Origin of the sequence: Pantoea sp. JZ29 (assembly GCF_035190385.1) — a bacterium.
GTDB classification, from domain to species: Bacteria; Pseudomonadota; Gammaproteobacteria; order Enterobacterales; family Enterobacteriaceae; genus Pantoea; species Pantoea stewartii.
In genome coordinates this window covers 1914483-1937670 of record NZ_CP045241.1, presented here as the reverse complement: position 1 = coordinate 1937670, position 23188 = coordinate 1914483, and the positions used below count along the sequence as shown (strand labels likewise).

The following is a 23188-nucleotide window of genomic DNA, read 5'->3' as shown; positions in this document are numbered from 1 at the left end:
CCGGCGCATTCTGGCGCGATGCATGCTGATAACTCAGGCGGTGCGCGCTTTCGCCGGATGGGTCAGCAATTTGGCGGCGGGCCGGATGGGCCGTCGCACTAATTCTCCCCCGCAGTTGGGACAATGCCCCTGCAGATGCTGCTCAGCGCAGGTCGCGCAGTAGGTACATTCGAACGAACAGATGCGCGCATCACGCGATGCCGCAGGCAGATCGATATCACAACGTTCACAGTTTGGGCGCAGTTCTAACATGACATTCTCCCTTGCGGTAACGGCTTTCAGCGTGGCAAAACCCATGCTGCTTGTCGAGGATTTTCATCGCCCGTAACGCTTATCCGTCAGGAGATGTGGAACCCGACGTGGCCCTGCTGCGGCTTTCATCGTCGCGCGCCTGGGTCACGTCGCCTTCGTCCTCATTCTCACCCTCGTCCTCTGCGCCCTCCTCATCACTGGTGACCATCGCCGCCTGAATCGCCTCGTCTTCCAGCACCGGGTTAAGCGCCGCGCCTAAAGGCGAGGTAGCCAGGCTGTCCGGTAACACCACGTGGGGCAAGGGTACCTCGGTAGTCGGTAACGGAAGCGGCGCTTTCTTCACATAGCTCAGCACAGCAATCAACAGGGTGCACACCGTGAAGAACAGATAAAGCATGTTACTGCCGAAAGGCTGCATCAGCGAGCCCACCAGCAACGGGCCGATACTGGCTCCGATACCAAACGCCATCAGCAGACAGGCCGTCAGTGAAACGCGCTGCTCCGCCGCCACCTGATCGTTTGCCAGCGCCACCTGCAAAGGATAGAGGGCAAACTGCACCATGCTGGCAAGAAAGGCGATGCCGAGCACCCAGTGAAATGACAGCCTGGGCAGCAACACCAGCGGCAAACAGGCCAGCGCCAGCAGCGCCGCAATATAAAACAGCAGCCGCTGACGATCGTAACGGTCGGACAGCCAGCTTAAAGGAAACTGCGATACCAGCCCGGCAAAGATCGTCAGGCTCATAAAAATACCGGTCTGCGCATCGCTGAATCCCTTGCTGCTGGCATACACCGGCGCCAGGCCATAAAAGGCGCCGACGACCATACCGGTTAATAAGGTGGTGCTGAGCAATTTAGGAATGGTGCGAAGAAAGTAGCCCAGCTCCATCGGCGCAGGTGACATCGCGCGAACATGCGTGCGCGTCGTCAGCGCAATCGGCACCAGACAGAGGGCAAAACAGAGCGCCACGATTAACAACGTCTGAAGACCAAAGTCACTTTGTAAGGTCAGCACCACCTGACCGCTACTTAAGCCAAGGTAGGTCGCCACCATATAGAAGCCAAAGATTAGCCCACGCTGTGACGATTCCGCCTGGTCGTTAAGCCAGCTTTCCAGCACCATGTACTGGCACATCATGCACAGCCCGATGATCAGGCGCAGGAAAACCCAGAGGGGGATAAAATCTGTCAGCCCGTGTCCGATCACTGACGCCGTGATAATGCCGGCACAGGCTACATAGGCACGAATATGACCGACGCGCGCAATCAGGTTGTGACCCACCTTGCCACCGATCACCAGGCCAATATAGTTTGCCGCAATGATGGCCCCAATCAGCGCACCATTAACCTGATCATGGGCCAGACGCAGTGACACGTAGGTAGTGAGTAACCCTGAGCCCAACAGCATCAACAACGTGGTGGTGTAAAGCGGCAGAAATGTTCTGAGAATTTTTCGCATACGACTCCCTGTCCACAACAGTCATTGGTGTCCTGTAAAGTTTAAAGATAGTTGAATTTGCCCCGCTTTAGGTCGGGACAATTCCGACAGTAAACTCCCGTTGTCACGTGGACGGCAGTGATGACACATTTCCCTGTCCCCGGATGAATCGTAGGCCTCCGGCAAAACCTGACTGGCTGTGGACCATGTTTACGCGGCCGGGTTTTCCGTCAGCCATAAAAAACCCGTTAACCTGGCGGCTAACGGGCTGTGGGATCAGGCGCTGGGGAACGTAATGTTGCTGCCCGGTGCCTCTCGATGCAGATGAATAAAGTTCAAGTGGCGCTCATACTGATCTAGTATATCGATGATCACCTGCTCTTTGCTGTAATCCATCAGGTCATTACCCTGACTGCCCTCCAGCAGGAACGTCTCCAGCCGGTAATAGGTAGATTTCCCGCTGCGCGCGCGGTAGGTAAAGCCCGGAATGGAATACTGCTGTGGCCAGACCTGATAGAGGAAATCCTGCTCCTCGCCCAGCTGTACGCGCAGGTCCAGATAACCCAGAGGATGCTCCCCGTCGGCGGCCACGCGGTCCAGCGTGACGCGCGCGCCACGCAGCTCCAGCTCTTTTGCCACGTCCTCCATGGCGGGAAAGATCGTGTCATCCATCATTTTCAGGGTGTAGCGCGAGCCAGGATAGTTCATCAGGCGCGACAGCCGTTTTTTCCAGGTCAGACGGTCAGTAGCATGTGCCAGATAAGGCGCCGTATCCCGCGTCGCACTCACGCGGCGATAATCTTCCACCTTGAGCGATTTATACAGCCCTGCCATCACGAAGAAGATGACGAAACTGAACGGCAGCCCCATGATGACCGTGGTATTTTGCAGCGCCGTAATGCCGTTGGTCATCAGCATACTCAGCGTCAGGACGCCGATGGCGACTGACCAGAATATACGCAGCCAGTTCGGCGCATCACTGTTGATGTCTTTCAGTTTGGAGGTGAAATTACCCAGCACCAGCGAACCGGAATCCGCCGAGGTCACATAGAACAACATACCGGTAATGGTCGCGACGGAAGCACTCAGCTTGAAGGCCGGGTACTGCGCCAAAAGACTGTAGAAACCGCGTTCCGCATGGCCCATCACTTCCTGTGCAAAACCCGCATCGCCATGAAGGATTTCATACAGGGCCGCGTTACCGAAGACCGACAGCCACAGCAGCGTAAAGGTAAAAGGAATCACCAGCGTACCGAGCACAAACTCACGGATGGTACGGCCACGGGAGATACGTGCCAGAAACAGGCCCACGAACGGCGACCAGGCCACCCACCAGGCCCAGAAAAACAGGGTCCAGCTGTTCATCCACTCTGTTGGCCGGTCAAAGGCAAACGTATTCAGCGTCATGCCCATAAAGCGATTGATGTAATCCCCTACGTTGAGCACCAGTGCGTTAAGCAGGAAGCCGGTATTGCCAGCGAACAGGACGAACAGAATCAGGCCGAGAGCCAGTGCCACATTCAGTTCCGATAAAATACGAATGCCTTTGTCAACGCCCGACGTCACGGAAATGGTGGCAATGATCACCGACAGAATAATCAATGCCGTCTGTGCCGTTAATCCTTCCGGAATATCGAACAGGACCTTCAGCCCATAGTTTAACTGCACCACACCAATTCCCAGCGTGGTAGCGATACCAAAGATCGTCCCAATTACCGCGGCAATGTCTACGCTGTGGCCGATGGGACCGTTAATGCGTTTACCAAAAATGGGATACAGGGCGGAACGGATGGTTAAGGGCAGATTGTAGCGGTAGCTGAAATAGCCAAGGGCAATCCCCATCAGGGCGTACATTGACCAGCCGGTTAAGCCATAGTGGAACAGAGTCCAGACCATCGCCTGACGGGCCGCTTCAAGCGTTTGCCCTGCCCCTTCCGGCGGCTGCATATACTGCGAAACCGGTTCCGCCACCGAGAAAAACATCAGGTCTATCCCGATACCGGCGGCAAACAGCATTGCCGACCAGCTCAGTATGCTGAATTCCGGTTTCGACTGCTCAGGCCCGAGTTTGATTGAGCCAAAACGGGAACAGGCGATATATACCACGAACACGATATAAAGCGTGGCGGCCAACATGTAATACCAGCCAAACGCTTCGGACACCCAGTTTACCGCCCTCAGTATCCAGTTGGCGGCTTCGCTGCTGAATAAAATAGTGATGAGTGAAAAGGTCAGAATCAATCCTGCGGAGGTGTAGAACACCACGGGGTTGATTCTGTCTTTTTCACTCGCTGGTGGACTCATCATCGTTTACCTCTGGTTGTTGGCTTATCAATTTTGCAAGAGTTCAAACCGGTAAAAACATCCGGTGTCCCGAGGGGTAAGTGTTTTTTACGCTTCGTTTCCTGCCGTTACATTCTGGTCAAAACTAACGAATCTGCCACACTTACCGCTTCACTTACTCAACTTTTAAGACACAGCATCCTAACAAGGTTTCTATTTATATTGAACATCCAATCAAAAAAAGATTAAATAGGGGACTGATTTTGGGTGGGAGCGAACGCAATGCCAAAGGTAGGGATGCAGCCAATACGACGTCGACAGCTGATCGATGCGACGCTGGCAACGATAAATGACGTAGGTATTAATGATGCCACCATTGCTCAGATTGCCCGACGCGCGGGCGTGTCAACCGGCATCATCAGCCACTATTTCAAGGACAAGAACGGATTGCTGGAAGCCACGATGCGCGACGTCACCCGGCAACTACGTGAGGCAGTTGCCCGTCGCCTGCAGCCGTTAGCCAACGCCCCCGCCGAAGAACGACTGCGCGCAATCGTTGAGGGAAACTTCGACGAAAGTCAGGTCGAACGCGCAGTGATGAAAGCCTGGCTGGACTTTTGGTCAAGCAGTATGCACCAGCCTCAGCTTCAACGTCTGGAACGGGTCAGTCATCGCCGTCTTTTTTCATCGCTGGCCGTGGAGTTCCGCCGCCAGTTGCCCAGGGACAGGGCCAGGCTTGCCGCTCACGGGCTGGCCGCCATGATTGATGGCCTGTGGCTACGCGCAGCATTAAGCGGCAAGCCCTTTGACCCGACGACAGCACGGACACTGACCACTCAATTTATTCGCCAGCAGTTAGCCGGCGAACACGCGTAACGGAACCAGGAGAAATTATGTCCCGATTCACCGAACAACACCTCTACATCAATGGTACTTATGTTGCCGCGACGTCTGGAGAAACCTTCCAGACAATTAATCCGGTCAACGGCGAAGTACTGGCTGATGTCCAGATTGCCGGGCGCGAGGATGTCGATCGCGCTGTGGCGGCGGCCAGAAAAGGGCAAAAAATCTGGGCAGCCATGACCGCCATGGAACGCTCACGCATTCTGCGTCGGGCCGTAGATATTCTGCGCGAGCGCAATGATGAGCTGGCTGAACTGGAAATGCTTGATACCGGTAAGCCGTTCAGTGAAACCGCCAGCGTCGACATCGTTACCGGTGCCGATGTGCTGGAGTATTACGCTGGGCTGATCCCTGCGCTGGAAGGCCAGCAAATTCCTCTGCGTGATACCGCGTTTGTGTATACCCGCCGTGAACCCTTAGGCGTGGTCGCCGGTATTGGCGCGTGGAATTACCCGATTCAGATTGCCCTGTGGAAATCTGCCCCGGCCCTCGCCGCAGGCAATGCCATGATTTTCAAACCCAGCGAGGTCACACCGCTGACGGCCCTGAAACTGGCTGAGATTTACACCGAAGCCGGTGTGCCGGACGGCGTTTTCAACGTGCTGCCCGGTACCGGCGCGGTTACCGGTCAACTGCTTACCGAGCATCCGGGTATCGATAAAGTGTCATTTACCGGCGGTGTCGTCAGCGGCAAAAAAGTCATGGCAAATGCGGCAGGATCGACCCTGAAGGACGTCACCATGGAGCTGGGCGGCAAATCCCCGCTGATCATCTTTGATGACGCCGATCTCGATTTGGCCGCCGACATCGCCATGATGGCTAACTTCTACAGTTCCGGCCAGGTATGTACCAACGGTACCCGCGTTTTTGTCCCGGCCGCATTGCAGTCTGCGTTCGAAGCCAAAATCGTAGAACGTGTTGCCCGTATCAAAGCGGGCGATCTGCGCGATCCCGAGACGAACTTTGGTCCGCTGGTCAGCTTTAGCCACCGTGACAACGTGATGCGCTTTATTGAGTCCGGTATTGCAGAAGGTGCCCGTCTGCTGTGTGGCGGTAAACGCTTAACCGGTGACGGGTTTGATCAGGGCGCGTGGGTGGCACCAACCGTATTCAGCGACTGCCGCGACGACATGAAAATTGTCCGTGAGGAAATTTTCGGGCCGGTGATGTCGATCCTGAGTTACACCTCGGAAGAGGAAGTGATACGTCGCGCTAACGATACCGAATATGGTCTGGCCGCGGGTCTGGTGACCCGGGATCTGAATCGTGCGCACCGCGTCATTCATCAGATTGAAGCGGGCATCTGCTGGATTAACACCTGGGGTGAATCTGCCGCTGAAATGCCTGTCGGCGGTTACAAGCATTCTGGCGTCGGTCGTGAAAACGGCTTGATGACGCTGCAGAATTACACCCAGGTGAAGTCGGTTCAGGTTGAGCTGACGCGCTTTCAGTCTGTCTTTTAATCCCCTTACCTGAGGAGCGACGAATGGAATTTGATTACATTATCATTGGAGCCGGATCCGCAGGGAATGTGTTGGCCACCCGACTGACTGAAGACAGTAGCGTGAATGTTCTGCTGCTGGAAGCGGGTGGGCCTGATTATCGTTTCGATTTTCGGACGCAGATGCCAGCGGCCCTGGCGTACCCTTTACAGGGAAAACGGTATAACTGGGCGTATGAAACTGAGCCTGAGCCGTATATGAACAACCGCCGCATGGAGTGTGGTCGGGGTAAAGGCCTGGGCGGTTCTTCGCTGATCAACGGCATGTGTTATATCCGGGGTAACGCGATGGATCTGGACAACTGGGCAAGCATGCCCGGCCTGGAAAACTGGAGCTATCTGGACTGTCTGCCCTACTATCGCAAGTCAGAAACGCGCGATACCGGTGCCAATGACTACCACGGCGGCGATGGTCCGGTCAGCGTGACCACGCCGAAGAAAGGCAACAACGTGCTGTTTGAAGCAATGATTCAGGCAGGCGTTCAGGCCGGCTATCCGCGCACAGATGACCTGAATGGTTATCAGCAGGAAGGCTTTGGGCCGATGGACCGCTTCGTCACGCCAGAAGGTCGACGTTCCAGCACCGCGCGCGGTTATCTTGACCAGGCGAAACGCCGTCCGAACCTGAAAATCGTAACCCATGCCACCACTGACCGTATTTTGTTTGAAGGCAAGCGTGCAATTGGCGTGGAATATATGATCGGTGACAGTAATACGCTGCACACCGTTCATGCGCGACGCGAAGTGCTGCTGTGTGCGGGTGCCATTGCTTCGCCACAAATCTTACAGCGCTCGGGTGTGGGATCGTCCGCACTGTTACAGCAGTTTGACATCCCGGTCGTCCATGACCTGCCGGGCGTAGGTGAGAACCTGCAGGATCACCTTGAAATGTACCTGCAGTATGAATGCAAGGAGCCCGTCTCTCTGTATCCCGCACTGAAGTGGTGGAATCAGCCGAAGATCGGCGCAGAGTGGCTGTTTAACGGCACGGGCGTGGGTGCCAGTAACCAGTTCGAAGCGGGTGGCTTTATTCGCAGCCGTGAAGAGTTTACCTGGCCGAATATTCAGTACCACTTCCTGCCGGTAGCGATTAACTACAACGGCTCGAATGCGGTCGATGCGCACGGTTTTCAGTGTCACGTGGGCTCAATGCGTTCACCCAGCCGCGGACATGTGCGCCTGAAGTCCCGCGATCCGCGTCGCCATCCCGCAATTCTGTTCAACTATATGTCGCATGAACAGGACTGGCATGAGTTCCGTGATGCGATTCGTATCACACGTGAAATCATCAATCAGCCCGCGCTGGATAAATACCGTGGCCGTGAGATCAGCCCGGGCATTGAATGCCAGACGGACGAGGAGCTGGATGAATTCGTGCGTAACCATGGCGAAACGGCTTACCATCCTTGCGGAACCTGTAAGATGGGTAACGACGAGATGGCGGTGGTTGATGGCGAAGGCCGCGTACATGGACTGGAAGGTTTGCGCGTGGTCGATGCATCCATAATGCCATTAATTATTACGGGCAACCTGAATGCGACCACCATCATGATCGGTGAAAAAATCGCCGACTGCATCCGTGGTCGTCAACCGCTGCCGCGCAGTACCGCAGACTACTATGTTGCAGGCGATGCACCAGTGCGTAAGGCACCTGAGCGGTCAGCCTGATCGCCTCCCTGACCTTAAGCCGGACAACTGTCCGGCTTATTTCTTTTTTCTGCACTTATCACCTACATTAATCAGAATAATAAGCATGATTGCTCTGATTTATGTCAATTCAACTTACAATATCGCGCTGTGCTTTTAACGCCGGTGGTGGTATAAAGTGTGGGTGTTTATTACCGGAGGCTTTACCCGTCCACTGAAGAGAAGCAATAACGTGGATGCATTGTGAAATTATGAGCAGGATGTTCATTCCCCGTTTTACCGCCCTTTCGTTCCTCGCATTACTCAGCGTTAACGCCCTCGATCAGCACTGGCGCAGTGCGCTTTAGTCCCCTTTCCGCTCGTTTATTCCTTTCTGCCGTGGCATCACGGTGGGTTAATTACGACGCTAGTTGTGGAGAAAAAACCATGCGCGCATGGGGATTATTAGCACTCGCTATTGTTGCGGAAATCATGGGTACCCTGACCATGAAATGGTCCAGCCTGAATCAAAGCCAGAGCGGCTATCTGATTATGCTGGGCATGATTGCCTGTTCGTATATCTTCCTGAGTTTTGCCATCAAACGTATCGCACTGGGGGTCGCTTATGCCCTCTGGGAAGGTATCGGCATTATGCTGATCACGCTGTTTAGCGTGCATCTGTTTGATGAAACCGTATCGCCGCTGAAAATCTGCGGTCTGGTCACCTTGATTGCCGGCATTCTGCTGATGAAAACCGGCAGCAAGAAGGAGGCCGATCATGACCCTGCCTGATCTGATTCATTTTGCCTGGCTGGCACTGGCTGTCCTGCTGGAAATTGCCGCCAATATCATGCTCAAGTACAGCAACGGTTTTAAAAAGCCCCTGCCCGGCATCGCGTCGTTGGGCTGTGTGCTGCTGGCATTCAGTGCGCTGTCGCAGGCCGTGAAAGGTATCGATCTTTCCGTGGCTTACGCGCTCTGGGGCGGGTTTGGTCTCGTCGCCACCGTTGCTGCAGGCGGCATTCTCTTTGGTCAGCGCCTGAACCGCAAAGGCTGGGCGGGCCTGGCTCTGCTGTTGCTGGGCATGGTTATGCTGAAACTGGCCTGAGAACAGGGGACGCAGACGTCCCCTTTCCGCCCTTTACCCGTACGTCTGCAATGCCGTCCTGCCCTGCTGTTTATGAAAATACGTCCCTCTTATCCGCAGTGGCAGGCCCGTCAGAGAAAGGGGTTGACCTTTGTCATCGACAGTCACTTCTGAGCCACTCAAAGGTGTGTGTATTATCACGCAGATCGATTATTCATCATAATGTCAGAATCCTCTTACTTTTATCATTGCAGGTGGACTTGATCCGACTGTTAGGGCTTAGTGATGCCTTTGGATCCAGTATAAATAATTGATTAACGAGGTTTTACCATGTCTGCAACGCGAGGATGGTCCACGGAACTGGAAGGGTTACGGGGGATTGCTTCTCTTTGGGTACTGCTGGGACACATAAGCTTGCTTATCCATTGCCATATCACTTTACTCTCTTCTCCGGGGATTGGCGTGGATCTGTTTATCCTGCTTTCGGGCTACCTGATGGCAAAAAACTATGTCGAACGTCAGGAAAAAGAGCCGTGGCAAAGCCCGGAAACCATCAAGAAATTCTGGCTACGGCGTTTTTTTCGCATCGCCCCGCTTTACTATCTGCTGCTGGCGGTCGCGCTCATCTCTGGCCCCTGGTTTGGCGAGATGCGCGACACGATCGCACATGTTTATTCGGGCACAGCGACCGATGCCTCACGCTATGCCGATCAGTCACTCATGAATGTCGTGACGCATTTCTCTTTCCTGTTTGGCGTCCTGCCCGCCTATGGCTTTAACACCACGCTGCCCGACTGGAGTATCGGGCTGGAAATGCAGTTTTATCTGCTGTTTCCCTTTATCATGCTGGCGGTTATGCGCTTCGGTTATGCCCCGGCATTGCTGTGCATCATGGCGCTGAGCTGTGCCGGCCGTTATCTGCTGCCTGACTATTACGAAGCCTTTGAAATGCCGTCCATGATTCTGATTAAACTCAATATGTTTATTTCGGGCATGCTGCTGGCGGAGGCCGTACGGCGCAAGTCCCTGCTCTATGTGGTCTTTGCCCTTGCTGGCCCGCTGGTCAGTGTGTTTATCGGGTTAGGCGCGATCAAACTTCAGGTGGTGATGGAAGCCTTGATGATTATCGGCATGGCGGCGGTGCTGTGGCAGTATCAGGAAAACAGTCTGATGGCGCGGCTCATTCAGCTTCCACGTAAGGTGTTAAACAACCGCCTGAGTACATGGCTGGGCGATGTCTCTTTTTCCGTGTATTTGCTGCATCTGTTGATTGTGATTCCGGCTATCGCGCTGTTGCTGAAACAAACGGATATTGCTTACCAGAGTGATGTCACGCGTTTCCTGATTGTCTGTGCCGTATCTCTGCCGCTGACATATGGCCTGGCCTCTTTGCTGTACCAGTATGTTGAGAAACCGGGCATCAGACTGGGCAAAAAAGTGCTGGCTCCCAAACCAGCCCTGTAATACCAATATGGCTCGCCGGGGCGAGCCATTTTTATCCTCACATCATAATGCATTGCCTACATCATGCTGCTTTTCCCTCACATGCTCATCCGGTGATTCCGGCGTATCGGCAAGGCTACTGTACGTTTTCAGTCCGACGAGATGCGTCGGATCGTGCCTGCTGTGTACCAGGCTTTGTGCGGCAGAACCAAACGAGACAATCAAAAACATCCAGGCCACTGCTAATGATTTCCGCATTGTGCTATCCCATGCTGTGAATGGAGTCGCTATGGTGAAGAAATCAGGGTAAGGGAGTGTCTGATAAACTTAAAATTTTCGTCAATATTGTTACCTGCCTCACATATTTTTAGTGATCCAGGGAAACGCATGACGGTCGCGGCCCTGTGCGGGCTCGGGACAATCGCCCCTCATGCTTCAGCAAAAAGACAAGCGCGTGCCCCTTACGCATCGCAAAAACGTGCTGAGCTTAACGTTTTTCGGGTCCGGATTCGGCCCAGGCTGTGCGGCGCATCAGAGTTAGGGAGGAATCACCACTTATATTTATCTATCACCTCAAAAACACATGCTTTCCCGATGTAATACATAAAGAAATTCTTTGTTTTTTCATCATTTATCCCCTCCTTCGCAATGAAATCCTTTTATCTGACCATTTATTGATTAAGATCATTTTCAATGGTGCAAAATAAAATATTAACGATATTTATGTAAATTTTGCATTTTCCATTAATTATTTATGCTTCTGATGCCGATAGAGAACGAAACCGCTCCTTATCAGGAATCTTATTATGAAAATCTCTACACGGCTTGCGACGGGTTTCGGCCTGCTCATTCTCCTTTTGATCCTCTGTACTGCCGTTTCTCTGACCTCCCTGCATCATGCCAAAACAGGCATGGACGATGTCGTGAACAGCAAAATGAGAAAATACCAACTTATTCTGGATATGCGTGGCGGACTGCGCGATCTGGCGATAGCCGTGCGAAACCTGGCCCTGCTCACCGACGAAAAAGAAATGCAGCCAGAGTTACAGCGCCTTAATACGCAGAAAGCATTGTTCATTCAAAACCGCGAGACGCTTGAAACCATGATGCAGACTCAGTCTACAGCAGAAGAACAGGCTGCCCTGAATCATATCAGGGAACTTGAAGCACCGATGATGGCGTCCTTCGTGACGGCCGGGCAACTGGGACTAAAAAATGAGCAAACAGAAGCGACGCGCTATCTCATGACGACCCTGCGTCCACTGCAGCGAAATATGCTGGATGCGCTTAATAAAGCCACCGATATTCTGATGTATAGCAGCCGTAACGCCGTAGAAGTTAACAGCCAGTCCACCAGCCGGGCGTCGGTAACGCTGGTGCTGTTAGCCGTGCTTTCTGTCCTGTTCTCGGTAGCAACCGGCTATGTGATTACGCGTGTGCTGATGCGTCAACTGGGCGGTGAGCCCGCCCAGGCGCAGGCGCTGGCCGCTGCAATTGCGGCGGGTGACCTGACATCCAGCGTTTCGCTGCGTCGCCATGACACCACCAGCCTGCTTGCGTCCCTGGATGGTATGCAGGCGAAGCTGCGCGGGCTGGTCTCAGAAATTAAACAAACGTCGGGCAATGTTGCCCTGGCGGCAGAGGAAATCGCCCAGGGAAATACCGAACTCTCCTCGCGTACTGAACAGCAGGCTGCTGCCTTGCAGGAAACGGCGGCCAGCATGGAGCAGTTAACTGCGACGGTAAAAAGTAATACCGCCGGTGCTCAAACTACGGCCTCAACGGCGCGTGAAACGGCAGAGCTGGCCCGCAGCGGTGAGAGTGATGTCCACCGGATGTCAGAAACCATGAACGATATTTCCCTGAGCGCCGCCAAAATTCGCGATATCACCGGCGTGATAGAAGGCATTGCTTTTCAGACCAATATTCTTGCGCTGAATGCCGCCGTTGAAGCCGCGCGGGCGGGTGAACAGGGACGCGGGTTTGCGGTCGTGGCAGGCGAAGTCCGCACGCTGGCCCAGCGCAGCGCCACTGCCGCAAAAGAGATAAAATCCCTGATTGAGCAGGCGGTGGAGCAAGTGGGAAGCGGCGTCAAAGTGGCCAACGGTACGGGTGAAAGTATCCTGAAAATTGTCAGCATGGTGGGCGACCTCGCGAGTGCGATGGATGAAATTTCCCTTGCCTCCGCCGAACAGATGCAGGGCATTTCACAGGTCAGCGTCGCGGTGAGTCAGATGGACAGCGTAACGCAGAATAACGCGGCACTGGTGGAAGAATCGTCTTCGGCTTCACAATCTCTGTCCGAGCAGGCCCATGCGCTGCGCGGCATGGTAGAAGCCTTCCGCGTGTAACGCACGCCATTGCGCCACGTCATCGCAGGTAAGGTATGACGTGGCACAACGTTGTTTTACTTTCTGGACTGACGGGGACGAGGCCAGAACAAGGCAGCCTGCCCCCAGTCCGCTTCGTGTTCTTCTGACTGCCAGACTTCACCCTCGTAGATGGTGAAGGTCTCACCCTGTTTATTGACGCGCGGGCCACTATAACCTGTGGCGATGCCATTGCGCCTCACACTGTCCAGCAAACGCTGCCGCTCCGCCCTGTCGGCAGGCCCGGCGCTGAGCCGTGAGGGCAGTTGCAGCATCTCCGCCAGGCTGTAGTGAAAACAATCCAGCGCACAGCGGTTAGCATAGACAAAAACCGGATCGGCCTCGCGGTTATGCGCGAGAATACTGTACGGCGCATCCTCGTGGAGCCAGCGGTAACGATCGGCTACGTGCTCAGGACAGTATAATCCGTTGCCAGTCAGCATCCGGTAGCGGTCATCAATGCGTTTCAGTAAGGCGATTTGCTGTTCAGACGACATGCTTCTCTCCGTAACGAAAATCAGAATGCGAAACGCTAATGTGGCGGGATTACAGGGGGAGATCAAGGGCGGGAAGATGACAGCGCCAGGTGCGTTTTGGCTGTTTTGCGGCCGGGATGGATATTAAGACGCGTCGGGTATAAAAAAAGACCGAACACTATTCCAGGTATTCGGTCCAGGGAAAGGGCTCTCAAGGAGCCGTGCGCTAAAAGTTGGCATTCGTTCAGGCTTTCGCCTTGCCTGTAAAGCGTAGGCCAAGACAGGAGATTTTCCAGCCAGCGCAGCGGCGCTGTGCAAAAAACCGACAGGTTTGTGATCGGCTAAACAATTTTGCTGACAACTCTGCCGTATCGCGTGTTATTTCGCGCACAGCGCCTGAGCACGTTCGACGATGGGCTGCAGACTCATCATCTGATCCGGATGGGCTTTATCCGGGGCCTGAATCACGCTGATCGGCTGCGCTTTAACCTGACCGGCCTTGAACTGCGCATCCGCTTTGTCGTTGAGGGGATACTGCATCAGCGTGCTGGGGTTAATCGCAAACAGCGCGCCGTCTTTCTCGCAGGTTAACATCACCTCTTCCCGGTTAAAGGGCCATTTGTCTTTGCCAATTTCGAAGCGGCTGACGGTGATAATTTGTGACGCCAGCGCCTGGCCAGCCAGTGTGAATAACAGCAATGCAGGGATCGCTTTTTTCAGCAACATAACGTTCCTTTCTTGAATGTCGATCATTTCAGGTTGGCGACAGCGTAGCAAACACACTCACCAACCCCACTACGCCGCATGCCAGCACAATTTCCAGCTGAGTCATGCGAATAAACTGCTGCTGTGCGCCCAGGCCAGCGACATGAAAACGCGGAACTAATCGGTAGCGGTTCCAGAGCGCAATCATCACCATAAGGCCCACCAACGCGACTTTACAGAGCAACAGTACAACATAACGGTTAAGCGACCAGTCACCCGGCCAGCCTGCAATCAGCAGGCTGTTTACCAGTCCGGTGACCAGCGTCAGGGCCACAGCCAGATGCCCGTAGCGGGAAAAACGCATCATCGTGCGGATTGCGGTGGTTCGGAAGGCAATGTTCCGTGCCATCTGCATCAACACCAGTAACGGCACCAGGCCACCCGTCCAAAAAGATGCGGCGATCAGATGTACAACGTGATTACCTTGTTGCGCGATGCCAGCTAACCCCTCCCGCATCGCGGCATGGCCGATGAGCGCCAGACAACCACACTGTAGCAGACTGGTCAGCCACCCGATCCACTGCCGCTGCGGGTCACGCATCAGGATAGCGGCTACGCTGCACAACGAAAAGAGGAGTTGCCATTGCCACACCGCGCCCCAGTGTGTAGACAGCACCGCCATCCATACGTCCGGCACGGCCAGGTTGTGCCAGTCGCCACTCATCAATGCCGTCTGCGCGGCCAGCATACACAGCGCAGTCAGGAGTGCCAGGATTGCACTGCCTGTCATCAGGCGTGACAGGCGCGATATCAGCGCCGCCCGTAACGAAACGGGCGCCAGCAGCGTCGTACAAAAATGGCTGCCGACCAGTACTATAACCGCCGTAAAATGCAGTGCCCGCAGCACCACCCACAGTGTCGTCACAGGATTACTTCACGGTGAACGTATAATTTCCGTTTGTTTTATGCCCGTCCACGGACAGCACATGCCAGTTTACCTGATACGCGCCCTGAGTCAGCGGCTGAGCGAAGTTAACCCGTAACTGGTTATGCCGGGCTTTATCGCGGCTGATCTTGCCCGCAATCGTTTTATGCTGAGCATCCACCACCTCAACGCCGCTGAACGCGGGCTCAACATCTTCCGTAAAATTCAGGGTTATCTGCTGCGGCGCGGGCGATATTTCGGCTTTTGCGGCGGGGACAGAGGACGTAAGATGCGCGTGCGCCAGCGCGAACGGACTAAAAGCCAGTGTCGAGGTCGCAAACGCGATCATTGCGCCATGCGAAAGTAATGTTTTCTTCATAACATCATCCTGTTAACGCCTGGTAAGGCCATAAACGTGGCGCAAGAATACGCCGCTGCAATTTAACTGTCGAGGCCAGCAATGCTATCCTTTACCTTGCGTATGGCGGAGGAAAACATTACTTTTGCGCACGCATATCAGGAGAATATCATGAGTCATAACCTTGCCTTGCTGTCGCAGGAAGAGAAAGACAAAGTCAACGTTGATCTGGCGGCGGCAGGCGTTGCATTTAAAGAACGCTATAACATGCCTGTGGTGGCTGAAATGGTGGCCAGTGAACAACCCGAAGCCCTGCGCGACTGGTTTCGTCAGCGCTTGATGCACTATCGCCAGGCCTCTCTGAATCTGTCCCGCCTGCCCTACGAGCCTAAACAGAAATAATGTTACGTGTCATTGATACAGAAACCTGCGGGCTGCAAGGCGGCGTTGTCGAAGTGGCATCCGTGGATGTGATTGACGGCCAGATCGTCAATCCTATGAGCGATTTGGTTTCACCCGACCGCCCTATCAGCCGCCAGGCGATGGCCGTTCATCGCATCACTGAAGCGATGGTGATGGGTAAGCCGCCGATTGAAGATGCCATTACGCGCTACCACGGCAGTGCATATTATGTCGCGCACAATGCCAGCTTCGACCGCCGGATGTTGCCTGAGATGGCCGGCGACTGGATCTGCACCATGACGCTGGCACGCCAGCTGTGGCCAGGCATCAAATACGGGAATCAGGCGCTGCGGCACAGTCTGAAGCTGGAAGTGACGCCGCCCGCAGATTTACATGCTCACCGCGCACTTTACGACTGCTATGTTACGGCGGCCCTGTTGATCCGCATTATGGACCTGTCTGGCTGGAGCGCCGCTGAAATGAGCCAGCGCTCTCAGCCTGCCGCCCAGCGCGATGATGTACTGCCGTTTGGTAAGTATCGCGGCCAGGCGCTGGCCGTTATTGCCCGCAAAGATCCGGGTTATCTGAAATGGATGCTGGAGAACGTCAAAGATTTGCGCCCGCCATTGCGACAGGCGCTGCGTAAATATCTCAGTCAGCTTCCCTGAGGTCAGGCGGGGGCAGACTCCCCTGGGCCAGTGCAATGATAAAGGTCAGCTCCAGCGCGACGCCTTCGTAGGCTTTATAACGCCCTGACTTGCCCCCGTGCCCTGAGTCCATATCGGTACAGAGCAGGAGCAGTGTGTCATCCGTTTTATGTTCACGCAGTTTTGCGACCCATTTCGCCGGTTCCCAGTACTGCACCTGTGAATCGTGCAGGCCTGTGGTAACCAGCAGATGAGGACAGGGCCGGGCGTCAATATTGTCGTACGGGCTGTACTGACGAATAGCGTGGTAATACTTCGCCTCATTTGGGTTGCCCCATTCGTCATACTCGCCCGTGGTCAGCGGAATTGATTCATCAAGCATGGTGGTTAACACATCGACAAACGGCACCTGCGCAACGACGCCGTGATACAGGGTCGGTGCGAGATTGATGACCGCCCCCATCAGCAGTCCGCCCGCACTGCCGCCCATGGCATAAAGCCGGTCCGGGTGCCCGAAACCCCTTGCCACCAGTTCATGGGTAACGTCAATAAAATCGGTAAAACTGTTCATCTTATTGAGCAGACGACCGCCGTCATACCACTGTTGCCCCAGCTCACCGCCGCCACGCACATGCACAAGTGCATAGACGAAACCGCGATCCAGCAAACTCAGCCGGCTGACGCTAAAGTCCGCATCCATGCTGCTGCCATAGGCACCATAACCGTAAACCAGCATCGGGTTCTGTCCCTTCTGATAGTACTTGCGGTTATAGACCAGCGAGACCGGCACTTCGGTGCCGTCAGTCACGGTAATCCAGTGATGTTCACTTTTGTACTCATCCGGATTGAAGTCTTTGACGCTGCTCTGCTTTAAAATACGGCGTTCACCCGTGTCCATATCCAGTTCGAACAGCGTGGCAGGCGTGGTCATGGAGGAGTAGCCATAGCGCAGTTTACTGGTGCGTGGCGTGGGGTTGTAAGCCAGCCAGGTTACGTACGTAGGATCGTCAAATGCGATACCGCTGGTTTCGCCCGTGTGCCAGTTCATTTGCCGCAGGCTGGTAAGGCCGCGCTGGCGTTCCTCGACAACCAGCCAGTCACGGAAGAGCTGAAAGTCTTCCATCACCACATGGTCACGCGCGGGGATCACGGTTTCCCAACGCGATTCGTCGAGGTAACGCGTGCGGTACAGGCCAAAATTTTTGCCTTCACGGTTTGAGCGTATAAAAAACGTATAGTCATAGTGATCGAGGCTGTACTCGTGATCGCGTCGCCGTGGCAGAAAGACCTGTGGGAGGGCGTCCGGCAAATCGGCGTCCAGCAGCTGAATTTCACTGGTATTGGTACTGTCCAGTACGATCAGGATGAACTGTTTTGAGGTGGTTTTATGAATGCTGAGGTGAAAGGTATCATCCTTTTCTTCATAAACCAGCTGGTCATCGCTTTGTGGCGTGCCCAGTTCATGCCGCCAGAGCTGGTAAGACAGCAACGTTTGCGGATGCTTGCGCACATAGTAGAGCGTGCGTGAATCATTCGCCCAGGCAAAGCTGGAAGAGGCATCATTCAGCACCTCAGGATACCAGCTCCCGTTTTCCAGATTGCGAAAGCGAATGCCGTACTGGCGGCGGGAAAGGAAATCTTCAGCCAGGGCCATGACCTGATTGTCCGGGCTGATATGCAGCGCGCCCATAGTATAAAAATCACTGTGTGAAGCCCGCTGATTGGCATCCAGCAGCAACGTCCATTCATCAGTTTCCTGATAACTGGCAGGCTGCCGGTAATAGGCGGCATATTCATTACCACTTTCATAACGGCTTTGGTAGCGGTAGCCATTTTTTACGTAGGGAACGGAATGGTCCTGAGGCGGCAGTCGGTCAATGATCTCGTGGAGAATACGGTTTTGTAATGGCTCCTGTGACGCCATGATTTTCTGACCATAGTTGTTCTCAGCACGCAGGTAGTCCAGCACATCGCTGTTTTCGCGTTTGTCATCGCGCAACCAGTAGTAGTTATCGACCCGCGTCTCGCCATGCAGCGACATCTCGTAAGGTATTTTTTTCGCGTCAGGTGCTTTCATATCATCCATCCTGCTGAACATCATCAACATTAAGGGTGGCACTAATGTCTTCAGATGCCAAGTCAGGGATAGTGAGTATGAGCGTGTTCAGGGCCCTGTTACGGGCCCGGACATGGGTTAACTGGCCTTCTGCTGATCAATATCCTGCTGGATACCTTTTCGGACATCCTGCGGAATTTTTAGCGCGTCGCCCAGTGCCGACAGGTAGCTGCGCTCCATAAAATGATCAACATCAATGGCGGCACAGCTGAGAAAATAGAGTTCCAGTGCTTCTTCTTCATTTTTAACATCCGCCGCCAGCCATTCGGGGTCCAGCGGCCGCTGCATGGCCTGCTGGATCAGTTTCTCCGCATCCTGACCATAGCCTGCCTGATGAATGTTCTGCTCAATCGTCGCACGTTCACGGTCATCAATATGCCCGTCGCTTTTGGCGGCAAACACCAAGGCCGTGACCAGTCGTTCTGCGCGCTGATCAACCGGCGTCTGTAACTCACCAAAACCCGGTTCGTTCTGATGGGTTTCACGCACCCGCTGTTTGTATTTGTTCCACAACACCGCGCCCGCTGCTGCCCCGCCGCCGATGATTAAGGCTTTGCCGCCATATTTAGTTAACAGCTTGCGTGATGATTTACTGGCCACCAGCAATCCCGCCAGGCCACCCAGCGCACCGGGGGCCAGCATCTCACTCAGCCCGCCGCCGGATTTGCCGTCACCGCTCTTTTTTGCCAGTACTGATTGAATCTGTTGCAGCCAGTTATTCATTATTTACTCCCGTTACCATTCAGAAACATCATCATTACCAAAAAGATGTCAGGAAACGTCAGAGCAGGAAAAGTAGCGCAAACGAGATGAAATGTGCGCAAGGGGTGAGAACGCAAACCTTTTCGTTTATACTGCGCGCGAATTTTGACTGGTTGACTGCTTAGGTGAAATGATGACGACTCTCGGAACTGCGCTACGCCCTGCTGCCACGCGCGTCATGCTGTTAGGCTCAGGAGAACTGGGCAAAGAAGTCGCGCTGGAATGTCAGCGTCTGGGTGTGGAAGTGATTGCGGTTGACCGCTACGCCAATGCGCCTGCGATGCATGTAGCGCACCGTAGCCATGTGATAAATATGCTGGACGGCGACGCACTGGCCGCCGTTATTGCCCAGGAGAAACCAGACTTCGTGGTGCCTGAGATTGAAGCCATCGCAACAGAGAAACTGCTGGAGCTGGAGCAGCAAGGTCAGCGCGTCGTGCCCACTGCCCGCGCTGCCCGCCTCACCATGAACCGCGAAGGCATTCGTCGTCTGGCCGCAGAGGAGCTGGCACTGCCCACTTCAACCTACCGCTTTGCCGACAGCAAAGAAAATTTTGTCGCTGCCGCCGCCGGGATTGGTTTTCCCTGCATCGTCAAACCCGTTATGAGTTCATCCGGCAAAGGCCAGAGTTTTATTCGCGATGCCAGCCAGCTGGATAAGGCCTGGGATTATGCGCAACAAGGCGGTCGCGCCGGGGCGGGACGCGTTATCGTTGAAGGCGTGGTGAAGTTTGATTTTGAAATCACCCTGCTGACCATCAGGGCCGTTGACGGCATTCATTTCTGCGCCCCTATCGGTCATCGCCAGGAAGACGGCGATTACCGTGAGTCATGGCAGCCGCAGCAGATGAGCGACCTGGCGCTACAGCGTGCCCAGCATATCGCGGAAACCGTGGTCAACGCACTGGGTGGCTATGGATTATTTGGTGTGGAGCTGTTTGTATGCGGCGATGAAGTGGTATTCAGTGAAGTCTCTCCGCGTCCGCACGACACCGGCATGGTGACGCTGATCTCGCAGGATCTGTCAGAATTCGCCCTGCATGTCCGCGCGTTCCTGGGGCTGCCTGTAGGGGCCATTCGCCAGTACGGCCCTTCTGCTTCAGCCGTTATTCTGCCGCAGTTAACCAGCCAGAATGTCCGGTTTGCGAATGTAGAAGCAGCACTGGGGGCGGGTTTGCAGTTGCGCCTGTTTGGCAAGCCCGAAATTGAAGGTCATCGTCGTTTAGGTGTTGCTCTGGCCTGCGCCGAGACAACGGAAGAGGCTGTTGCGCGCGCGGTAGCCAGTGCGGCTGCCGTCAGCGTTCAGGGTTAAGTGAATGCGGTGAGCCTGCGGGCTCACCGTCTGCCCGTTAGCGGGCCCCCGCGACGGCCTCGCTGGCCAGTTGCGTAATACGCTGCCAGTCCCCTGCTTCCAGGGCCTCGTTCGGCACCAGCCAGGAGCCGCCGATACAAAGTACGCTTTTCAGCGCCAGATAATCACGGTAATTCGCTGGTGAGATACCGCCCGTCGGACAGAAACGCACCTGAGGGAAAGGCCCACCGATGGCCTGTAGCGCTTTTACCCCGCCGTTGGCTTCGGCCGGGAAAAATTTAAACTCTCGCAGACCGTAATCCATGCCGGTCATTAATTCTGACACCGTGCTGATGCCGGGAATAAGCGGAACTGGTCCTTCAACGGCGGCCTTGAGTAAGGACTCGGTGATACCAGGGCTGATTACAAACTGTGCGCCCGCTTCCGTCACTTCCTGGAGCTGCTGTGTGTTCAGCACCGTTCCCGCACCGACAATAGCCTCTGGCACCTGTTTGATAATGGCGCGTAAGGCATCCATCGCCACGGGCGTGCGTAAGGTCACTTCCAGCACCCTGACGCCGCCGGCGACCAGCGCCTGAGCCATGGGAACCGCATGTTCCAGCTTGTTAACCACGATTACCGGCACGACCGGTCCGGTTTTCAGAATCTGTTCTGCACTCGTTTTCCAGTTTTTCATCACTTCCCCTGGTAAATAACATTGTGATCACTGCGCCGAAGCCTTTACAGCGCCAGTCCGGTTAACAGCACGACTACCATACAGGATTCTCCGTTTCACCGTCCATCAACGGATAAAATTTTTAAAACAGCAGTTCATTTTTGAGAGGTGGTGCAAAAAAAAGCCCGCATTATGCGGGCTGGGAAGGGATTATTCGAATTCATTCCAGGAACGGCCGTCTCGCGTGATCATCGCGACGGACGCCACCGGTCCCCAGGTGCCGGCCTGATAAGGTTTGGAGGAATCACCATCTGCGGCCCAGGCGTTGATGATGGAGTCAACGTAAGTCCAGGCGGCTTCCACCTCGTCACGGCGCACGAACAGTGCCTGAATGCCGCGCATCGATTCCAGCAGTAAACGCTCGTACGCATCCGCCAGATGAGACTGGTTAAAGGTTTCTGAGTAACTCAGATCCAGCTTGGTCGTCTGCAGTTTGTGTTTGTGATCCAGACCCGGCACCTTATTCAGGATCTCAATGTCCACCCCTTCATCCGGTTGCAGACGGATGGTCAGTTTGTTCTGCGGTAACTCGGAGTAAGAGTCTTTAAACAGGTTCATCTCCGGGTTTTTGAAGTACACCACGACTTCAGAACACTTGGTCGGCAAACGCTTACCGGTGCGCAGATAGAAGGGCACGCCCGCCCAGCGCCAGTTATCGATATCGACGCGAATGGCCACAAAGGTTTCCGTAGAGCTGGTTTTGTTGGCGCCCTCTTCTTCCAGGTAGCCGGGAACTTTTTTGCCCTGCACAAAGCCGGCGGTGTACTGACCCCGCACCGTTTTCTCACGCACATTCGTCTGATCGATAGGACGCAGCGAACGCAGCACTTTCACTTTCTCATCGCGTATGCTGTCGGCACTGAGATCGGAAGGCGGAGACATTGCTATCATGGTCAGCACCTGTAACAGGTGGTTCTGGATCATATCGCGCATCTGCCCGGCTTTATCGAAGTAACCCCAACGGCCTTCAATGCCCACCTCTTCAGCCACGGTAATCTGCACGTGATCGATGGTGCGGTTATCCCAGTTGTTCACGAAGATGGAGTTTGCGAAACGCAGCGCAAGCAGATTCAGAACCGTTTCTTTCCCCAGATAGTGGTCAATACGGAATACCTGACTCTCATCGAAATACTCGCCTACGCTGTCGTTGATTTCTTTTGACGTTTCCAGCGACGTGCCGAGCGGTTTTTCCATCACCACGCGCGCCGGTTTCGCATTGAGCTTGGCCATGCCGAGGCCCTGACAAATGGCCCCGAAGGTGCTGGGCGGCATGGCGAAATAGTTAATCGTGGTGCGGTTTTTCTGATCCAGCATCTTACCCAGTCTTGGGAAATGCGAGGTATCGTTAACATCAAGGTTACAGAAATCGAGACGGTTACTGAGCTTATCCCAGAGCGCTTCGTCAATCTTTTCCTTCATGAAGGTTTCTAACGCCTCACGCACCACTTTGGTGTATTCAGCTTTATCCCACTCTGCACGGCCAACGCCGATAATCCGGGTTTCTTCATGAATCTGACCCGCTTTCTCTAACTGATACAGCGAGGGCAACAGTTTACGACGGGCGAGATCGCCTTTGGCGCCGAAAATTACCAGATCGCATGCCTGGGCTATTTGTGTTACCGCCATTTTCCTCTCCTCGTTGCAGGATAGTCCCGGTGGCGATGCATCCTGAGCACCGGGTCCATGTTGTTATTTACTTTCAGCACAATGTACTTTTTTCCCCAGGCCAGGTAAACCAGCCCGCGGCGTCACCCTACTTACTCTGCGCGTAATTCGCGTCTGTGGTAGGTTGACCCGTGCGCTTTCGCTTATTTTTCTGTGTCAAAAATTGTCTGGCTGCAGCCAGTGCGACGCTGATTATGGCAAAA

At 54.5% G+C, this 23188-nt stretch carries 22 protein-coding genes; 10 read left to right on the top strand and 12 right to left on the bottom strand.

The features are described from left to right. Positions 1-33 precede the first annotated feature (33 nt). The 3 genes from GC090_RS09015 to GC090_RS09005 all read right to left on the bottom strand — a co-directional run bounded on the left by GC090_RS09015 (position 34) and on the right by GC090_RS09005 (position 3997). Positions 34-252 carry a DUF1272 domain-containing protein gene (locus tag GC090_RS09015; protein ID WP_185199368.1) on the bottom strand — a complete coding sequence of 73 codons (219 nt, stop codon included), beginning with the start codon at positions 250-252 and terminating at the stop codon, positions 34-36. A 79-nt stretch (positions 253-331) separates the two neighbouring features. Next, positions 332-1711, bottom strand: coding sequence for an MFS transporter (locus GC090_RS09010; protein ID WP_054633658.1), 1380 nt, complete (start codon positions 1709-1711; stop codon positions 332-334). Positions 1712-1966: 255 nt separating this feature from the next. After that, positions 1967-3997 carry a choline transporter gene (locus GC090_RS09005; protein WP_054633657.1) on the bottom strand — a complete coding sequence of 677 codons (2031 nt, stop codon included), beginning with the start codon at positions 3995-3997 and terminating at the stop codon, positions 1967-1969. A gap of 258 nt (positions 3998-4255) precedes the next feature. On the opposite strand from GC090_RS09005, the gene betI reads away from it, so the two are divergent. From betI to GC090_RS08975, 6 genes are all read left to right on the top strand, one after another. Then, positions 4256-4849, top strand: a complete 594-nt coding sequence (betI, locus tag GC090_RS09000; protein ID WP_006120302.1) for a transcriptional regulator BetI — start codon at positions 4256-4258, stop codon at positions 4847-4849. 17 nt (positions 4850-4866) lie between these two features. Beyond that, complete coding sequence (gene betB / locus GC090_RS08995) at positions 4867-6339, top strand: betaine-aldehyde dehydrogenase (protein ID WP_006120301.1); 1473 nt, start codon at positions 4867-4869, stop codon at positions 6337-6339. Between the two features lie 23 nt (positions 6340-6362). Beyond that, positions 6363-8045, top strand: a complete 1683-nt coding sequence (betA, locus tag GC090_RS08990) for a choline dehydrogenase (RefSeq protein ID WP_205955367.1) — start codon at positions 6363-6365, stop codon at positions 8043-8045. Between the two features lie 405 nt (positions 8046-8450). After that, the gene (gene mdtJ, locus GC090_RS08985; protein ID WP_205955368.1) at positions 8451-8795 is read left to right on the top strand and encodes a multidrug/spermidine efflux SMR transporter subunit MdtJ; all 345 of its coding nucleotides are present in this window, start codon (positions 8451-8453) and stop codon (positions 8793-8795) included. Then, positions 8782-9111: a multidrug/spermidine efflux SMR transporter subunit MdtI gene (mdtI, locus tag GC090_RS08980; protein ID WP_033741950.1), complete on the top strand. Its 330-nt coding sequence runs from the start codon at positions 8782-8784 to the stop codon at positions 9109-9111. The genes mdtJ and mdtI overlap by 14 nt, the downstream gene beginning before the upstream one ends. A gap of 309 nt (positions 9112-9420) precedes the next feature. After that, a complete protein-coding gene (locus GC090_RS08975; protein WP_033741951.1) occupies positions 9421-10554 on the top strand; it encodes an acyltransferase family protein in 1134 nt (377 codons plus the stop codon). A 42-nt stretch (positions 10555-10596) separates the two neighbouring features. Here GC090_RS08975 and GC090_RS08970 read toward each other — a convergent pair whose 3' ends face one another. Beyond that, positions 10597-10791 (bottom strand): hypothetical protein, encoded by a 195-nt coding sequence (locus tag GC090_RS08970; protein ID WP_006120296.1) that lies wholly within the window; start codon positions 10789-10791, stop codon positions 10597-10599. 548 nt (positions 10792-11339) lie between these two features. Here GC090_RS08970 and GC090_RS08965 point away from each other — a divergent pair. After that, a complete protein-coding gene (locus tag GC090_RS08965) occupies positions 11340-12884 on the top strand; it encodes a methyl-accepting chemotaxis protein (RefSeq protein ID WP_324021408.1) in 1545 nt (514 codons plus the stop codon). 56 nt (positions 12885-12940) lie between these two features. Here GC090_RS08965 and GC090_RS08960 read toward each other — a convergent pair whose 3' ends face one another. The 4 genes from GC090_RS08960 to copC form a co-directional block, all read right to left on the bottom strand. After that, positions 12941-13399 (bottom strand): MEKHLA domain-containing protein, encoded by a 459-nt coding sequence (locus GC090_RS08960; protein WP_058701798.1) that lies wholly within the window; start codon positions 13397-13399, stop codon positions 12941-12943. A 357-nt stretch (positions 13400-13756) separates the two neighbouring features. Beyond that, positions 13757-14104 carry a YebY family protein gene (locus GC090_RS08955; protein WP_324021406.1) on the bottom strand — a complete coding sequence of 116 codons (348 nt, stop codon included), beginning with the start codon at positions 14102-14104 and terminating at the stop codon, positions 13757-13759. 28 nt (positions 14105-14132) lie between these two features. Next, a complete protein-coding gene (gene copD / locus GC090_RS08950; protein ID WP_033741956.1) occupies positions 14133-15008 on the bottom strand; it encodes a copper homeostasis membrane protein CopD in 876 nt (291 codons plus the stop codon). A 4-nt stretch (positions 15009-15012) separates the two neighbouring features. Further along, complete coding sequence (copC, locus tag GC090_RS08945) at positions 15013-15387, bottom strand: copper homeostasis periplasmic binding protein CopC (protein ID WP_033741957.1); 375 nt, start codon at positions 15385-15387, stop codon at positions 15013-15015. Positions 15388-15537: 150 nt separating this feature from the next. On the opposite strand from copC, the gene GC090_RS08940 reads away from it, so the two are divergent. Both GC090_RS08940 and exoX read left to right on the top strand, forming a co-directional pair. Continuing rightward, the gene (locus GC090_RS08940; RefSeq protein WP_006120290.1) at positions 15538-15768 is read left to right on the top strand and encodes a DNA polymerase III subunit theta; all 231 of its coding nucleotides are present in this window, start codon (positions 15538-15540) and stop codon (positions 15766-15768) included. Then, on the top strand, positions 15768-16436 hold the full coding sequence (gene exoX, locus GC090_RS08935; protein WP_033741958.1) for an exodeoxyribonuclease X: 669 nt from the start codon (positions 15768-15770) through the stop codon (positions 16434-16436). Before GC090_RS08940 ends, exoX begins: the two co-directional genes overlap by 1 nt. On the opposite strand, the gene GC090_RS08930 is transcribed toward exoX, so the two are convergent. After that, complete coding sequence (locus tag GC090_RS08930; RefSeq protein ID WP_033741960.1) at positions 16420-18492, bottom strand: prolyl oligopeptidase family serine peptidase; 2073 nt, start codon at positions 18490-18492, stop codon at positions 16420-16422. The two genes, exoX and GC090_RS08930, sit on opposite strands and share 17 nt — an antisense overlap. A 117-nt stretch (positions 18493-18609) precedes the next feature. Continuing rightward, the gene (locus tag GC090_RS08925) at positions 18610-19254 is read right to left on the bottom strand and encodes a tellurite resistance TerB family protein (RefSeq protein ID WP_324021401.1); all 645 of its coding nucleotides are present in this window, start codon (positions 19252-19254) and stop codon (positions 18610-18612) included. Between the two features lie 172 nt (positions 19255-19426). On the opposite strand from GC090_RS08925, the gene purT reads away from it, so the two are divergent. Then, the gene (gene purT / locus GC090_RS08920) at positions 19427-20605 is read left to right on the top strand and encodes a formate-dependent phosphoribosylglycinamide formyltransferase (RefSeq protein WP_205956619.1); all 1179 of its coding nucleotides are present in this window, start codon (positions 19427-19429) and stop codon (positions 20603-20605) included. Between the two features lie 37 nt (positions 20606-20642). Here the strand turns inward: purT and GC090_RS08915 are convergent, their stop codons facing one another. Beyond that, complete coding sequence (locus GC090_RS08915) at positions 20643-21281, bottom strand: bifunctional 4-hydroxy-2-oxoglutarate aldolase/2-dehydro-3-deoxy-phosphogluconate aldolase (protein WP_033741962.1); 639 nt, start codon at positions 21279-21281, stop codon at positions 20643-20645. Between the two features lie 189 nt (positions 21282-21470). Beyond that, positions 21471-22946 carry a glucose-6-phosphate dehydrogenase gene (gene zwf / locus GC090_RS08910; RefSeq protein WP_006120280.1) on the bottom strand — a complete coding sequence of 492 codons (1476 nt, stop codon included), beginning with the start codon at positions 22944-22946 and terminating at the stop codon, positions 21471-21473. Between the last annotated feature and the right edge of the window lie 242 nt (positions 22947-23188).

What these genes read in the sequence shown, in the direction of transcription:
- GC090_RS08915 (WP_033741962.1), bottom strand. Translation starts at nt 21,281, where the DNA reads ATGAAAAACTGGAAAACGAGTGCAGAACAGATTCTGAAAACCGGACCG.
- GC090_RS08930 (WP_033741960.1), bottom strand. Translation starts at nt 18,492, where the DNA reads ATGAAAGCACCTGACGCGAAAAAAATACCTTACGAGATGTCGCTGCAT.
- GC090_RS08960 (WP_058701798.1), bottom strand. Translation starts at nt 13,399, where the DNA reads ATGTCGTCTGAACAGCAAATCGCCTTACTGAAACGCATTGATGACCGC.
- GC090_RS08955 (WP_324021406.1), bottom strand. Translation starts at nt 14,104, where the DNA reads ATGTTGCTGAAAAAAGCGATCCCTGCATTGCTGTTATTCACACTGGCT.
- GC090_RS08965 (WP_324021408.1), top strand. Translation starts at nt 11,340, where the DNA reads ATGAAAATCTCTACACGGCTTGCGACGGGTTTCGGCCTGCTCATTCTC.
- GC090_RS08940 (WP_006120290.1), top strand. Translation starts at nt 15,538, where the DNA reads ATGAGTCATAACCTTGCCTTGCTGTCGCAGGAAGAGAAAGACAAAGTC.
- betA (WP_205955367.1), top strand. Translation starts at nt 6,363, where the DNA reads ATGGAATTTGATTACATTATCATTGGAGCCGGATCCGCAGGGAATGTG.
- GC090_RS09005 (WP_054633657.1), bottom strand. Translation starts at nt 3,997, where the DNA reads ATGATGAGTCCACCAGCGAGTGAAAAAGACAGAATCAACCCCGTGGTG.
- GC090_RS08970 (WP_006120296.1), bottom strand. Translation starts at nt 10,791, where the DNA reads ATGCGGAAATCATTAGCAGTGGCCTGGATGTTTTTGATTGTCTCGTTT.
- purT (WP_205956619.1), top strand. Translation starts at nt 19,427, where the DNA reads ATGACGACTCTCGGAACTGCGCTACGCCCTGCTGCCACGCGCGTCATG.
- zwf (WP_006120280.1), bottom strand. Translation starts at nt 22,946, where the DNA reads ATGGCGGTAACACAAATAGCCCAGGCATGCGATCTGGTAATTTTCGGC.
- mdtJ (WP_205955368.1), top strand. Translation starts at nt 8,451, where the DNA reads ATGCGCGCATGGGGATTATTAGCACTCGCTATTGTTGCGGAAATCATG.
- copC (WP_033741957.1), bottom strand. Translation starts at nt 15,387, where the DNA reads ATGAAGAAAACATTACTTTCGCATGGCGCAATGATCGCGTTTGCGACC.
- GC090_RS09010 (WP_054633658.1), bottom strand. Translation starts at nt 1,711, where the DNA reads ATGCGAAAAATTCTCAGAACATTTCTGCCGCTTTACACCACCACGTTG.
- exoX (WP_033741958.1), top strand. Translation starts at nt 15,768, where the DNA reads ATGTTACGTGTCATTGATACAGAAACCTGCGGGCTGCAAGGCGGCGTT.
- betI (WP_006120302.1), top strand. Translation starts at nt 4,256, where the DNA reads ATGCCAAAGGTAGGGATGCAGCCAATACGACGTCGACAGCTGATCGAT.
- mdtI (WP_033741950.1), top strand. Translation starts at nt 8,782, where the DNA reads ATGACCCTGCCTGATCTGATTCATTTTGCCTGGCTGGCACTGGCTGTC.
- GC090_RS08925 (WP_324021401.1), bottom strand. Translation starts at nt 19,254, where the DNA reads ATGAATAACTGGCTGCAACAGATTCAATCAGTACTGGCAAAAAAGAGC.
- GC090_RS08975 (WP_033741951.1), top strand. Translation starts at nt 9,421, where the DNA reads ATGTCTGCAACGCGAGGATGGTCCACGGAACTGGAAGGGTTACGGGGG.
- betB (WP_006120301.1), top strand. Translation starts at nt 4,867, where the DNA reads ATGTCCCGATTCACCGAACAACACCTCTACATCAATGGTACTTATGTT.
- GC090_RS09015 (WP_185199368.1), bottom strand. Translation starts at nt 252, where the DNA reads ATGTTAGAACTGCGCCCAAACTGTGAACGTTGTGATATCGATCTGCCT.